The sequence below is a fragment of the Streptomyces sp. NPDC048278 genome, from assembly GCF_040652195.1.
Lineage (GTDB): Bacteria > Actinomycetota > Actinomycetes > Streptomycetales > Streptomycetaceae > Streptomyces.
Map to the genome: position 1 here is coordinate 484439 of NZ_JBEZLP010000004.1, position 14172 is coordinate 498610.

Consider the following 14172-nt stretch of genomic DNA (forward strand, 5'->3'; position numbering starts at 1 on the left):
GTCGACACCAAAAAGCAGGCCATCGCATGAGTGCTCCCTCTCCCACCCCGCAGCCCACGGCCGCAGCGGACGGCCTCGGCACGGCGGCGGAGACCGGGCACGAAACGGGCGGACGTACGGCCCGATCCGACGGAGGACAGGCGGCAGCCGCCGAGCCGCGCGCTGCGGCGCTCCACCATGACATCGCGCGCACGCTCGACGAACTACCCGAGCCGAGTCTGCGTCTGCTGGCGGCGATGGCCGTGGTGGATCAGGAGACCCCGCTGCCGATCCTCTCCGTCATCGCGGACGTGGCCGATCCCAGCGCCGCGCTCCACGACCTCATCGAGGCCGGGTTCGTCACCTGGTCACCGCGCGGCCTCGCCCAACCGGTCGGCATCAGCTCCCCGTCCCTGCGCGGCGTCGTGTACTGGAACCTGCCCGCGCCCCTGCGCCGGGCGATGCACCTCGCCTCGGCCAAGCAGGTCAGCGGCGTCCAAGGGCTCCAGCACGCACTGCTCGGCACCGGCCGGAGCGATCCCGAACTCGCCACGCGGCTGGAGAGCGAGGCGACGCGGTATCACCAGGCCGGGGACACGGAACGGGCCGGAACCCTCCTGCTGTGGTCCGCCGACGTCTCGGTGGACAGGGACGAGCAGGAACGAAGGCTGCTCATCGCGGCCCTGTGGGGTCAGCTGATGCCCACCGCCGGATGGGCGGCGGCACTCGGACAGCGGCTCGCGCTTCTGAAGCCCGGCCTGGAGCGCAACCTGTTCCTCGGTCAGATGGCCGCGCGTGAGGCGCGGTTCGAAGCCGCGCAGTCGCTCTTCGATCAGGCCAGGAGACTCGTCGGCGACCGGCCCCCCGCGGAGCGCGCGGTCGTGGAGCTCGCGGCCGCGACCCTGCACGCGGACAACGGGGACCACGAAGCCGAGCAGCGGGTCGCGTTGTCCCTGCTGGCACAGGACGGGCTCCCGGAGGAGTTCAGGGACTGGTCGGTGTGGTTCGCGGCGGACGCGCACGGCAGGATCCACCGTTCGGCGGACGCTTCGCTTCGCCGGCTGGAGCTGCTCGCGCCCGAACTCGGTGCGTCGGACGGAGACGGGGCCGGGCACGCGATCTTACGGTGGGCTCGTGGCATGTGGTTGCTGCAGAGCGGCAGGCCCAGCCAGGCCATGAGCGATCTCCAATGGGTCGTGCGCTCGTACGACGGCCCGGTCGGACCGGTCCTTCCGCTGTCGTACGCCCTGCTCGGCTTCGCCCAGTACCAACTCGGCGACTGGGACGCGGCGTTGCGCGACGCCCACGAGGGCATCCGGGTGGCCGAGGCCCGCAACGACCGGCGCCACGCCATCCCGGCGACCGCGCTCACGGCGAGCATCAGCGCTCTGCGCGGTGACTGGCACGTGGCCGCGGAGCGGGTGGACTCCTTGGCCAGGGACCAGCACACACTGGGTCCGGCCCGCTACGCGGTGTTTCCGGCACTGGCCGCGGCGACGCTGGCCCATGCACGCGGGGAGCCCGGCCGCGTACTGGCTGCGCTCGCCCCCGTCGCCGCCCAGCTGGGGTTGTTCTCGACCGAGCAGTTGCTGTGGCGCCCCTTGTACATCGCGGCTCTGATCGACACCGGCCGGCTCGCCGCGGCGCACGCCGCGCTCGCCCCGTTGCGCGCCGCCGTCGAGCCCGGTGCTCTCGCGACGACGGCCATGGCCCGGCTCGAAGCCCGGCTCGAAGCCGCCGAGGGGCACGTGGCCGCCGCGGCCGAGCGGCTCGCCGCGACGGTCGAGCAGCCGGCCGACGAGGACTCGCCGTTCACCCGCGCTCAGCTCGAACACGACTACGGCAGGCTGCTGCTGGGCACGCGGCGACGCAGGTCGGCCATCAGGTGGTTGCTGTCCGCACACGGCCGCTACGTCGAGCTCGGTGCGCGGCCGTTCGCGGAACAGTGCCTCAGACAACTGCAGGAGGTCGGCGCGCACATCCCCGGGGCCGGAACCGGTGGCGTGGAGGGGGGCGTCGAGACGGCGGGCCGCTCGCCCGTCTCCCTGACGCCACAGGAGTACCGCATCGCACAGCTGGCCGCACAGGGCCTGACGAACCCGCAGATCGCGCGTGCCCTGTTCGTGAGTGCCAAGACGATCGAGTACCACCTGGGCCATGTCTTCGCCAAGCTGGGCATCGCCTCGCGCCGCCAACTCCGCACCGAAATGGACGCGTTGACCGACGGTGGCGGCGAGAAGGGGCCCGGGACCGAGCCGACCGCCCGGCCGCGGCAGTGAGGCAGCGAGGTGCATCCGGCGGTGCGCACGCTCCCGAGCGGCGCTCCGGCGTCGAATCCCGGCGTGGCCCTGAATCCTTCGGCTGCGGTCCTCAGATCAGACCTTCGCGGATGGCGAATGCGACCGCGTGGGTGCGGTTGCGCAGCCGGTAACGGACCGTCACGTCATGCAGCACACTGGCCACGGTGCGTTTCGAGTAGGCGAGTTCGCCCGCGATCTCGTCGGTGCCGAAGCCGTCGGCCGCCAGGCGCAGCACCCGGCGTTCGCGGTCGGAGAGTCCGGTCAGGCTCAGGCCCTGGGGACGCAGCACGTGCTGCTGGAGCCGACCCACCTGCTTCAGCAGACGGGTCAGCAGATCGGAGGGCAGGGCCGCGTTGCCCGAAGCGGCCCTGATCACCGCCTCGGTGAGCGAGGTGGCGGTGGCTTCCCACCGCCACAGCACCGCGTAGGCTCCCGACTCGACGACCGCCAGCAGTTCGTCGTCCGACAGGGCGGAGAGGACGAGCACGACCTGCGCCCCGTCGCGCGAGCGCACCGCCCTGATCAGTTCGAGGGCCGACACCGACAGCGCGTCGAGCGCGAACACCACCACTCTGGCCGGTCCGCCCACGGGTGATAAGTCGACGAGCTCGACCTCGGCGCGCTGGCGCAGCTCGGTCGTCAGCCCCGCCCGCGTGATCGGGTCGTCCGCGTGGATCGACACCGGTATCCGACGTTCCAAAACGACCTCCCAGGGTCTGATGGCCGAGGCGGATACGCCGGCCGCTGCGGCCGGATCCGGTGCCACTCCAGGAGGCTGGTTCGCCGTGAAGTGCGCGCTACGTGTGCGGCCTCTTCACAAAATGACCATATCCCGGCTGGGGATGTCGACTAGGGAAGCTCCTAGGCGGTGCCTAATCGCGCACCGGGTGTCGCGGAGAGCGGCAGTACCGCGCTCTCCGCGAGGGTCGCCGCCCCCGTCCCGGCTGCGCTTTTTGCTGCACGTTCGCGCAGGCGCCGGGCCGCGCCCGATGCCACTCTGTTCCGGCACGCCGGGACGCTTCGCGCCGCGTGCCGTGCTGACGCGCGCTCTCCTCCGAACGGCCCGGGGTGCGCAGAACGGTCGGCAGAAGCGATTCCCGAGGAACGTGGACGAGGAACGAGGAAGGGGGGACCGGGCCGATGGGAGTTTCCGTCGTCTTCGCGGACGACAACGACGCGGTCGAGGTCGTACCGGGCGAGGAAGCCGTGTGCGTCCTACGCGTGGAGAACACGGGGATGGTGGTCGACCGCATCCTGCTCGACGTGCTCGGCGAGGCCGCCGAGTGGGCGGACGTCGAACCCGCGCAGGCCAATCTCCTGCCGGGTGCGGTCGAGCAGGTCCGGGTCCGGTTCCGGCCGCCGCGCACGGCCTCCCAGGCCCCGGGCGAGGTCCGGTTCGGGCTGCGCGCGATGTCGACCGAGGACTCCGCGGGCTCGTGCATCGAAGAAGGCACCGTCAGGGTCGGGGAGTTCGGCGACCTCGCCGCGCAGTTGGTGCCCAAGAGTTCGACGGGACGGCGTGCGGCGCGCTTCAAGCTCGTCGTGGAGAACCGCGGCAACCGGCCGGAGCAGGTCCGGGTCGAGGCGCTCGACCCGGAGGTCAAGCTGGGCTTCAGAACGAAGCCCGCACTGTTCGTCGCCAGACCGGGCACGGCGACCTTCGTACGCCTGAAGGCCGTGCCCCGCAAGACGTTCCTGAAGGGGCCCAACCGCACGCTGCCGTTCGAGGTCTCCGCGTTGCCGGAGCGGGGTGAGGCCGCGCGGGCCGAGGGCGTGATGCTGGAGAAGCAGACGCTGCCCGAATGGCTGCTGCCGGTGCTCGGGATCACGGTGGTGGCCTGTGGCCTGCTGTTCGCGCTGTGGATGACCGTGCTCCAGCCCGTCGCGCACTCCGCCGCGTCGGCGGCTGCGGACGCGCAGGACGCGGCCGGCGCCGCGAAGTCGGCCGCGGCCAAGGCCATGGCGAGCGGCAAGCCCACCAAGGCCGCCAAAGCCGCCGAGCCCGCGCCGCCGACCGCGCTGACCGTCAAGCTGGCCTCGCCGACCGTCGTCACGGGGGCGACCGTCCCGGCGACCGGCGACTTCTCCGGCGGCACCGGCGCACACCCCAAGCTCGTGTGGACCTCGTCCGCCCCGCATGTCGCCACGGTCTCGTCGAGCGGCGAGGTGACCGCGCACAACCCGGGCACGGCGATCATCACCGCGACCGGCGCCACCGACACGGCGTCCCCCGCCGCCGCTACGCACTCCCCCGACGCCGCCACCACGTCCGGGTCCCCGTCCGCCGCCGGCGCGACGCCCGGTCCGACGGCGGGCACGGCGAGTCCCAGCCCCGCGAGCCCGGCGATCCTGACCGGTTCCGTGACGGTCAACGTGGTGAGCCCGGTGTCGGTCACCAGCACCTCGCTGTCCCAGGCGGCGCGCGGCAAGCCCTACTCCGAGTCCTTCGGCGCCACCGGCGGCACCGGCTCGTACACCTGGCAGGTCAAGTCCGGGTCGCTCCCGATGGGCCTCTCGCTCTCGCCCCAGACGGGAGCCGTCACCGGAACCCCGGCCATGGCCGGGACGAGCACGTTCACCGTGCGGGTGACGGATGCCGGGCCGCCCGCCCAGTCCGCCACCAGGACGTTCAAGGTGACCGTCCGCAACTCGCTGGCCGTGAACAGTTCCACGCTGCCCGGGGGGACCACGCGCAGCCCGTACTCGCAGACACTCGAGGCGATCGGCGGCACCGCCCCCTACCGATGGGCGCTCGCCGCGGGCAAGGGGGCGCTCCCGAACGGGCTGCGTCTCGACCCGGGCTCCGGGGCGATCAGCGGTACCCCGACCACGGCCGGCGTCTTCGACTTCACCGTCCAGGTCACGGATTCCGCCATGCCGAACCAGTCGGCCACCCAGGCGCTGTCCCTGACGGTCTCCAACCCGCTGGGGATCAGCACCCTGTCCCTGCCGGACGGGGTCACCAAGGCGCTGTACTCGCAGCCGCTGAGCGCCTCCGGCGGCGTCGAGCCGTACACGTGGTCGATCTCCCGTGCGCCCCGTTCGGCGCCCGCGGGACTGACGCTCAACCCGAAGACCGGTGTGCTCGGCGGAACGCCGCAGGCGGCCGGCTCCTCGACGTTCACCGTGTACGTCACCGACTCCGCCATGCCCGCCCACACCAGGTCCCAGACGTTCACCCTGGAGGTGGTGTCCGGGTTCGCCGCCACCACGTCGAGCCTGCCCCAGGGGACGTTCGGCAAGGACTACGGGGCGCAGCTGACCGCGGCGGGCGGCACCGCGCCGTACGTGTGGACGCTGATGGGTACGCTGCCGGACGATCTCACGCTCGGGTCGAACGGCTCGATCACCGGCCGGCCACAGGCGACGGGCAGCTTCCCGTTCAGTGTGCAGGCGACGGATTCGAGCAAGCCCCCGCTGACCACCACCAAGACCCTGACGTTGACGGTGGTGGCCTCGCTGGGGATCATCACGACCTCACCGCTGCCCCACGCGCTGACCGGGAAACCGTACGCGCAGACCCTCAAGGCGGTCGGCGGCACGGCCCCGTACACCTGGGCCCTGTCCAAGGACACCCCGCTGCCGGACGGCCTGAGCCTGGACCCCGTCACCGGTGTCATCAGCGGCACACCGGAGTCGACCGGCGACGTCACCCTCGATGTCACCGTGACCGATTCGGGTCCCACGCCCCAGACGGACACCAAGTCGGGTCTGTCGCTGACGGTCGTGCTGCCGCTGGGCTTCCAGGAGCCCTCGACGATTCCGGAGGCGGCCCTGGGATTCCCGTACAAGGGATTCGCGCCGACCAATGTGACCGGCGGCTCCGGCAAGCGGAGTTGGTCGGTGACCGAGGGAGCGCTGCCGGACGGCCTCGGGCTCGACTCGACCACCGGGGCGGTCACCGGCACCGTGCGGTCGCCCGCCAGCGCCGGGACGTACCAGTTCACGGTCACGGTGAGCGACACCACGGACTACACGGTGACCGCGAAGACCAGCATCTCCATCACCGTCGTCGACCCCCTGACCGTGCAGACCCCGGACCCGTGGAACGGTACGGTCGGGACGCGCTTCCAGGGCAGATCCGTCCAGCCGGCCAACGGTCTGGCGCCCTACAGGTTCACCCTGGCCCCCGGCCCGGGATCGGCGTGGATGTCGATCGACGCGTCGACGGGTGAGGTCACCGGAACCCCCGACGGGACGTGCGCGAACCCCGCCGCCACGGACGGACCGCCCACCGGAACCGTGACGGTCGGCTGTGCCGCGACCGACTACACGGGGCAGGTGACGGTCAAGGACGCCCTGGGCGAGTCCGTGACCACGACGGTGCACGTGAAGGCCGCCGTGCCGGCGCTGACCGTGCAGTTCAACAGGAGCACGCACACCCAGACCGGCGGCACCCCGCTGACGGACTTCGCCGTGACCGTCGGCAGCCCGAGCGGCGGCTACGGCGCCGGCACGTACTCGTACGACGTCAGCCCCGCGGTGTGCGACGAATCCGGCCTCGACTGCGACAGTTTCGACACCTCCACCGGGACGATGAGCGGAGAGATCGACGATCTCACCGACGGGACGGCGACCTTCACCGTGACGGTCACCTCCACCGACCCCGAGGACAGCGACAACAAGGTCACGGCCACCTACTCGGAGTCGATCAGGACCCTGCCCGCCCCCACGCCGCCGGCTTCCGGCGGCGGTGCGACCGGTGGAGGCTCCCAGTGACCGGATCACCGAGCGGGTCGCCTGACAGCCCGCCTACCGGGTCGCCTGCCGGGTCGCCTGCCGGGTCGCCTGCCGCGACGGCCCCGCCGGTGCCCCCGCTGGCCGTGCTGGTGCTCCAGACCGCCGCGTCCTTGGAGAACCTCGCCGTCCAGTCCTACACGACCGCGGCCGAACTGCCCTTCGTGGTGCGGGGAAGCGCTCGGCTGCGGGCTCTGGTGGCCCGCAACAGGGCCCACCACCTGGCGCACGCGCAGGCGTTCAACCAGGCGGTGGTCAGGGCCGGCGGGGCTCCGCAGCATGCCGCGGACCCCCTGTACGCCGCGACGGTGAGCCGGCGGCTGGCCGCCATGACCGATCCGGACACGCTGGTCAGCCTGCTCACCGAACTCGAAGGCAACAACGCGGGGACCTGCACCCGCTACGCGAGCCTGGCCGAACGCGGCGGCCTGCGCTCGCTGTTCGTGAACGTCGCCTCGGTCGAGGCGCAGCACGGTGCGGAACTGCTGATCCTCCGGATGCTGCCGGAGAGCGGCACCACGGGGGCGCACGCGCGCGGGGCCGCCGCGCGAGCGGTCCCGGCGGCGGCGGGCACGGTCGGCGTTCCGCACGCCGTCTATCCCACCACGGCCGCGTCAGCGATCAACGAAGGAGCGGTGCGGTGACCGGCACCGAGCATGTGCCCGACGTGGACGGCGAGCATCCCCCCGACCCGGGGCAGGAGGCACTCGACCCGGAGGAAGCACCACCCGGCGCGGAGAACACGAAGAGCAGGCCGTCCCGCCGGTCCCTGATCCTGGGGGCCGGGGGTGTCGTCCTGGGCGCCGCGGTGATCGGGGTGGGCCTCGCGGTGGACGGGGGCAGCGGCAGCGGCCGGCACGCGTCGTCGCCGTACTCCGGAGACCTGCGGACCGTGGCCCTGGCCGCCGCGCTGGAGAACCAGGCGGTGAGCGCCTACCGGGCGGTCGACGCGGTGCTGCGCGCCGGGAGGCTCGGCCCGGAAGTACCCGCGCTCGCGGCGTTCGTACGGACCGCGGCAGCCCATCACACCCAGCACGCCGCGACCTGGAACGCGATCCTGCGCGAGGCGCGCAAGCCGGTCGTCACCGGGGTCCCGCTCTCGGGCCACGCACGGTTGCTGGACCGGATCGAAGCGGCGTCGGACGTGGACGAGGTCGTGTCCGCGGTGCAGGGCCTGGAGTACCAGGCGGCGCAGACCCACATGGCCGCGGCCGGCAGCCTGGCGGGCGTCGGGCCGGCCGTGACCGCCGCCGCCACGATCGCGCCCGTCGAGGCGATGCACGCCGCGACGCTCGGCTATGTGCTCGGCGGACGGCCCTGGACCGCGAACTTCCTCGGTACGAACGAGGCCCTGCGGACCACGGAACTGACGGCATGAAGGCTCGCCGCGCACTCGCACGTGCGATTTCCCCAGGAGGATCCTTTGCAGCAGACCATCCCTTTGATGCCGATGTTCAAGGCGCTCCTGGCCCCCGCGCGGACCGTCCCGGAGGAGGAGGCGGAGAGCCCGGTCCAGCTGGCGAACGGCGCGAAGCGCGGTGACGTCGACTGGCTCAACGACGTCCTGGTGCCGCTGGTATTCCACCAGGACCGTGCGTGGTTCGAGCAGGAGGACAGCTGGGTCGCCGAGTGTCTGGCCGAATGGGCGGACCCGGACACCGAGGGCTTGTTCCACTCCTCGCTGCGGGAGGACGCCGGGCAGAGCGAACTGGAGATGTTCGTCGACGCTTTCGGGGGCGTCGTCGAGCAGTGGCGGGTCCAGAACGAGCAGGCCCAGCCGCAGCCGAATCCGGACTTCGATCCCGCGGAGCCCGTCGAGGGCACTCAGTACTACAAGTACGCCAAGCTCCCGGGAACGCAGGAGTTCCAGTGGCTCTACGCCTCGGGGCCGGACTCGGCCGACTGGCAGATCCTGGACGTCCGGTACGACCAGTACGACCAGTACGACCAGTACGACCAGTACGACCAGTACGACCAGTACGAGCAGAACGCGGCCGACGCCGGCTACGAGCAAGCGGAGATCGTCGAACCCTACGGCGACCACTTCATGAAGGCCGTCGACGGGCGGTGGGTGTTCGGCGCGTCCCGGGACGCGGCCGTCTGGCACGACGAGTACGAGCAGTTGCTGGCGCAGGAGGGCCTGCTTCCGGAGCCTGAACCGGCCCAGCCCGAACCGGCCTACTCCGCACCGGCCCAGCCCGCACCGGCCGAGGAAGTGGTCGAGGAGCCCGCACCGCATGCCCAGAAGGTGGCCGTCCTGGCGGCCGTCGCGGACGGGCTGGACGCGCGGGTCTTCGACCCGGAGGCCGAGCTCACGGCCGAAGAGGCCGAGGAAATCCTGAGCAGCCAGGCCGGAGAGATGTTCTTCGGGGCTGTGACGCAGTTGATGGCCGACGCGCAGAAAGCGCAGCTCGAAGAACTGCTCAAGGCGCACGAGGACTTGAGCGCGGAAGAGCTGAGCGAGCTGCTGGAGCTGGTCCTTTCACATCAGGCATGACGCACGGCGCCGGATCCGGCGATGAATTCCCCAGCTGTTCCAAGGAGTGTGCATTATGCCGTTCGACGGCGCGAGCGAAGGCCGGAAGCAACCCCTGACCGACCGGGAGCATCTGGTCGAGAGCTTCGAGCGCACGAAGGGCGCGCTCGACAGACTGATCGACCAGGAGGTCCTCAAGGACGACATCGCGACACTCGGCGAGCGGGTCGTCCGGCTGGAGGACAGGAGCCAGGGACTGGTCATCCACCCCAGGATCTGGGACGTGCTCAGCAAGAAGTGCGCCGCGGTCCTGCTGGAGGCACACGCCGGCCGGATCTCCGAGCAGCTCACCGGCCAGATCGCGGTCGAGGTGAGCGAGAAGGCGGCGGAGATGGCGCAGTTGGAGGTCGCCGAGCTGTTCGAGGAGCGGATCGACAGAGCCAGGGAGGACTACTCCGGCGAGAACCTGCGGAAGAAGGCTCGCGAGCTCAGCGATTCGATCGGTGTGCTCATCGACGGCATCCCCCGGCAGGTCGAGGCCATCGACCGCATCCTGGCCGAGGTCGACAAGTTCAAGAAACTCGAGTTCGTCAGGGGTGCCCTGAACACCGGGGGCCTGTCCGTGACAGGAGAGGGCGAACTGCGGCGCCTGAAGCCGACGTTCGAGAAGTACGACCTCACGCTCGGCAGGGCCCGCACCGCCGTCGAGGATGCTCTTGACGCCGACGACAAGAAGCTTCTCAAGGCCATGCGCGAGGCCCACCAGGTCATCGCCGGGTATTTCCCCGACATGGCGCGCAAGTCCATGGCGACGGCCGCCGCCTACAAGGGCATGACGCTCACGATCGACACGAAGATGCTCGACGCCTATATATACGCGAACAGTTTCACCGTCGAGAACCTCAAGGGCCTCCAGACGGTGGCGGGAGCCGGTACGAGCATTCTCGGGACGGTCCTCGAGGTGACCAACCTCTCGGGATTCTTCCTGCGGGTCGCCGACCTTTTCAACATCGTGAGCAACAAGCTGGCGACCGAGGCGGCGGTGACGGCGGGGGTCGCCAGGTTCGAGCGGGTGGACGTGAAGGGCAGTCTCTTCACGGCGTACAACGAAAATCCTGACATGTTGTTCAAGAGGCTGCAGGACAACCAGAAGGTGGCGCTCGACATCTTCCTCGGCGCGCTGCAGGTGACGGTCGCCGGGGGCCTGCTCGCCGCTCCCCCCGGGGCGGGCGAGCTGGTCATGGCGGTGTTCGACCCGATCGCCGACTTCGTCAAGGACGTTGTCGGAAAGGTCCTCGACGAGCGGGCGGAGCTGGCCGGGAAGAAGATCGAGGAGGCAAGGAGCCAGGGGAAGCTTCCCCTGCCGAAGGAGGGCGGCGAGAAGGCGTTCTGGACGAAGGTCGAAGGGTGCTATGAAAACGGCGCCGACTGGGTCCGGGAAAAGCTCGAACCCCCGCTGAACGAGGCAATCGGCGAGAAGGCCACGGAATTCGCGAAGGGGGTGGCCGACGAGCTGGCCTCCCTGAGCACCCCCACGGAAATTCTCGGGTTCCTCTACTCTCCGGGGTCGGCCGACGAGGACGACGAGGACGGGCCGGTCGACCCGGGCGAGCTCGCCCATGCCCTGCAACGCCTGATCGTCCAGCCGATCGTGGGCGTGGTGGTCAAACACTGCGAGATCACCCCTGCGGAGTTCTTCTCCGGAGACGAGCTCGCCGGCAGGCTGACGGCCATCAACCTCGCCCAGCTGCCCCTCGGCTTCGTGTTGAAGCAGTCCTGGAAGAAGAGCCCGCCGCCGCTTCCGGTCGACCAGAAGGCGCACCCCGGCGTGGTTCCCGACGAGATCAACGGCCACCGGGTGACGACGACGGACCGCACCCGGAGCAGGCTGGACGGCCCTGCGGAGTCCCATCTCGTGTACGTCGCACTGGACTTCGGCGGAATCCAGGTCTGGGGAGACTGGAACCCCGGGAAGCGGACATGGCGGGCGCGCGACATCCACCGGGACTCGTTCACCAACTGGAGCGGGATCTCCATGGAGAGCACCGTGGACAACGCCCTGGAGAACGCCATGCGCATCAAGGAGAACGACACCGTTCTGCGCGGCACATGGCACGCCATCGTGAGCCCGGAACGGGCCACCACGTACATCGGGTTCCAGGCAGAGGACGGTACGTGGCGGATCGGCCACTTCATGGATCTGCCGAAGGGGGCCCGCACCCCGGAGTACGGACTCGGCCGGCAGACGGAGAGCGTCACCCGGTCTCGGACGCGGGACGTCGGAGACGTCTTCCGGGCCTGAGTACGCGTGACCGACCGCGGGAGCGGCACACGAGGAGACCGATGAGCACGCTGCGGGACGCGGACCTCTCACTCGCCAACTGGCTGGAGAGCGTTCTGCCGCCGGGCACCGGCGTCAGGTTCGACACGCCGCGCGCCGACTGGGAGCGGCCGGTGTCCGGCGCTCCTTTCGTCAGCCTGTTCCTCGGCGACGTCCGGAGGGACGGGCAGGACCTGCCGCCCTCCGGATGGTCGGAGGTGCGCGACGCCGACGGGCGGCTGGTGGGCAGGCAGCCCGCGGTTCGCCACTACCGGATCTCCTACACGGTCACCGTGTGGGCCGGTGCGGCAGGCACCGGCCAGGAGGCGTCCGAGGAGGCGTCCCTGCGGGCGATCGAGGAGCACGACCTGCTCGGCCTGCTGATCGACGCCTGCACGAACACCGACACCCTCGCGGACGACCATCTGACGGGAGCCCTGGCCGAGGCCGGGCTCCCGTCCTTCGTGCGCTGCGGGGGCGACGAGCCGGGGCGCTCGACGCAGGGCCTGTGGCCTGGGCTCGGGATCGCGCCGCGCGCGCATCTCGTACTGGAACTGGTGGCGCCCGTGGTGCCGCCGATGGTGACCGACCTCGCGCCGCCGGCCCGCGGAATCGTGCTCGGCGCGGCCCGGTTGCCCGTCCCCGGCCCGACCGGCCCGACCGGCGAGGCCGCCGCGACGGCCGGCCCGGCCCCGGCCGGCCCGGCACCGGCGGGGGCCGCGGGAACCGTGCGGCGCTGGGAGCGGCGCACGGTCACCGAGTCCCGCCGGGCCACGCCCCGGCCGGGAAACGAGCCGTAGCGCCGCGGTCGCGGCGCGTACGCCTGTCCTGTCCCGCCGGACCCGCCGTGCTGCCCGCGCCCTCAGCCCGCGGTCACCGAGATGTTGGTGGTGATGAACCGCGCGGTGCCCGGCTTCGCCAGCAGCGGGTCGGGCAGGGCGGTCGGAGGCGGCTGGGTGGCGGGTGTCTCCACCGTGAACACGGCCGTGAACGTGGAGCCCCTGACCAGGATCGGCTTGCCGCCGTTGGTGGTTTTCCGCGTCAGGTTCTCCGGCAGCAGGGTGAGTGCCAACGTGCCCGTGCCGGGCTGGGTGAAGGGCGGTGCCGTGTACGCCAGCGGCGCGCGCAGCACCATCGGCAGTTCGTCTCCCTGGAGGCAGACGGGCGTTCCGCCGACGGTCACGTTCGAGCTCGAACCGGTCAGTGGCAGCGGCGCCGCCAGCGCCGGTACCACCGCGGGCGCCGGGATGGTCACTTCGAGCAGGTCCCCGGTTCTGATGACGAAATCCGCCACGCGTCCTCCTGTGCCGTGTCGTGCCGTGTCGTGCCCTGTCAGGTCGTGAAGCCGAACAGCTCGATCTCGGAGACGCCTACGGTGGACCCGCTGCTGCCCGGATACACCGCGCCGACCTTTATCCGCACGCTGCTGACGAGTTCCGCGTGGCGGACGGAGAACTCCTGCTCCTGCGAGGTGTCCTTCGGGACGATGGTGAAGGACTCGCCGTTGGAGTACGTCAGCCGCAGTTCGCTGGGCCTGCCGTCCCGGACGTAGGCGTTGCTCGCACCCGAGTGCAGGATGATCTTCATCAGCGTCACGCGGTGTGCGAACGTGAAGGTGAGGGCCGGTTCGGCCGAGGTCGACCAGGGTGCCAGCCAGTAGGTGTCGAGCAGTTCGTCCGCGGCGTTCAACGCGGGATGCCCGTGCTCCGACGCGTTCGCCGTCACGCTGACGGCGTGGATCGGCGAGAGGTCGTGGGCGACCGCGCCGGTGACCCTGGCCTTCAGGCTCCGCGCCCTGCTGTCGACCGTGCTGCGGAACGGCGGGTACGTGCCGTAGAGCATGCCGCCGAAGAGCAGGGCCACCGCGACGACGATGCGGCCCTTGCGGTAGATCTGCCGGAGCGCCGACTTCGGATCGAAGCCGGGTCCGGCGAGGTGCGCGGCCGACGTGCCGTCCGCCCGGCCGCCGCCCTCGGCCTGCGCGAGCTGGACGACGCGCGGTCCGCGCCTGGGCACGAACCTTCGCCACCACGGTGGCTTGACCTTCACCGCCTCGACCAGCGAGGCGCCGCACCGGCTGCAGAAGCTGCGCGTGCTCGGATTGCCCTCGCCACACGCCCCGCACACGAGGTCGCCCGGGTGCAGCCGACGGGTCGGCGCGGTCCTGGTCACCGCGACCGCCCGAGCCCGCGCGATCTGCGGCGCCTGTTCGCGGATCTCCCCCGGTGACCGTACCGGGGCGGTGCCGACTCCGGTGGGCGCCGGACCGGTGGGCCGCGCATCGTCCGCGTCCGCCCCGGGGGCGGGCGCGGGCTCGGGGGGGGCGACGGGCAGATGGGTAGTGGGTCGGGGTGGGGAAG

At 71.2% G+C, this 14172-nt stretch carries 10 protein-coding genes; 7 read left to right on the top strand and 3 right to left on the bottom strand.

Annotated elements, in window-relative coordinates:
• Positions 1-26 precede the first annotated feature (26 nt).
• Positions 27-2258, top strand: coding sequence for a helix-turn-helix transcriptional regulator (locus AB0D74_RS10760; protein ID WP_362583002.1), 2232 nt, complete (start codon positions 27-29; stop codon positions 2256-2258).
• Positions 2259-2349: 91 nt separating this feature from the next.
• On the opposite strand, the gene AB0D74_RS10765 is transcribed toward AB0D74_RS10760, so the two are convergent.
• Complete coding sequence (locus AB0D74_RS10765) at positions 2350-2979, bottom strand: LuxR C-terminal-related transcriptional regulator (protein WP_362583004.1); 630 nt, start codon at positions 2977-2979, stop codon at positions 2350-2352.
• Between the two features lie 440 nt (positions 2980-3419).
• On the opposite strand from AB0D74_RS10765, the gene AB0D74_RS10770 reads away from it, so the two are divergent.
• The 6 genes from AB0D74_RS10770 (at position 3420) to AB0D74_RS10795 (ending at position 12612) form a co-directional block, all read left to right on the top strand.
• Positions 3420-6998, top strand: a complete 3579-nt coding sequence (locus AB0D74_RS10770; protein WP_362583008.1) for a putative Ig domain-containing protein — start codon at positions 3420-3422, stop codon at positions 6996-6998.
• An 89-nt stretch (positions 6999-7087) separates the two neighbouring features.
• A complete protein-coding gene (locus AB0D74_RS10775) occupies positions 7088-7660 on the top strand; it encodes a ferritin-like domain-containing protein (protein ID WP_362583011.1) in 573 nt (190 codons plus the stop codon).
• Positions 7657-8394 carry a ferritin-like domain-containing protein gene (locus AB0D74_RS10780; RefSeq protein ID WP_362583014.1) on the top strand — a complete coding sequence of 246 codons (738 nt, stop codon included), beginning with the start codon at positions 7657-7659 and terminating at the stop codon, positions 8392-8394. The genes AB0D74_RS10775 and AB0D74_RS10780 overlap by 4 nt, the downstream gene beginning before the upstream one ends.
• 66 nt (positions 8395-8460) lie before the next feature.
• Positions 8461-9513 (top strand): hypothetical protein, encoded by a 1053-nt coding sequence (locus AB0D74_RS10785; RefSeq protein ID WP_362583017.1) that lies wholly within the window; start codon positions 8461-8463, stop codon positions 9511-9513.
• A 55-nt stretch (positions 9514-9568) separates the two neighbouring features.
• Complete coding sequence (locus tag AB0D74_RS10790; protein ID WP_362583019.1) at positions 9569-11794, top strand: hypothetical protein; 2226 nt, start codon at positions 9569-9571, stop codon at positions 11792-11794.
• A gap of 41 nt (positions 11795-11835) precedes the next feature.
• Complete coding sequence (locus AB0D74_RS10795; RefSeq protein ID WP_362583021.1) at positions 11836-12612, top strand: Pvc16 family protein; 777 nt, start codon at positions 11836-11838, stop codon at positions 12610-12612.
• Positions 12613-12674: 62 nt separating this feature from the next.
• Here AB0D74_RS10795 and AB0D74_RS10800 read toward each other — a convergent pair whose 3' ends face one another.
• Together AB0D74_RS10800 and AB0D74_RS10805 are read right to left on the bottom strand one after the other, a co-directional pair.
• Complete coding sequence (locus AB0D74_RS10800) at positions 12675-13106, bottom strand: hypothetical protein (protein ID WP_362583023.1); 432 nt, start codon at positions 13104-13106, stop codon at positions 12675-12677.
• A gap of 38 nt (positions 13107-13144) precedes the next feature.
• The coding region (locus tag AB0D74_RS10805; RefSeq protein WP_362583026.1) for a discoidin domain-containing protein at positions 13145-14172 on the bottom strand (1028 nt) is incomplete at its 5' end.

Bases quoted from the DNA above. Each gene is read 5' to 3' on its own strand.
- AB0D74_RS10790 (WP_362583019.1), top strand. From the start codon at position 9,569: ATGCCGTTCGACGGCGCGAGCGAAGGCCGGAAGCAACCCCTGACCGAC.
- AB0D74_RS10770 (WP_362583008.1), top strand. From the start codon at position 3,420: ATGGGAGTTTCCGTCGTCTTCGCGGACGACAACGACGCGGTCGAGGTC.
- AB0D74_RS10785 (WP_362583017.1), top strand. From the start codon at position 8,461: ATGCCGATGTTCAAGGCGCTCCTGGCCCCCGCGCGGACCGTCCCGGAG.
- AB0D74_RS10795 (WP_362583021.1), top strand. From the start codon at position 11,836: ATGAGCACGCTGCGGGACGCGGACCTCTCACTCGCCAACTGGCTGGAG.
- AB0D74_RS10760 (WP_362583002.1), top strand. From the start codon at position 27: ATGAGTGCTCCCTCTCCCACCCCGCAGCCCACGGCCGCAGCGGACGGC.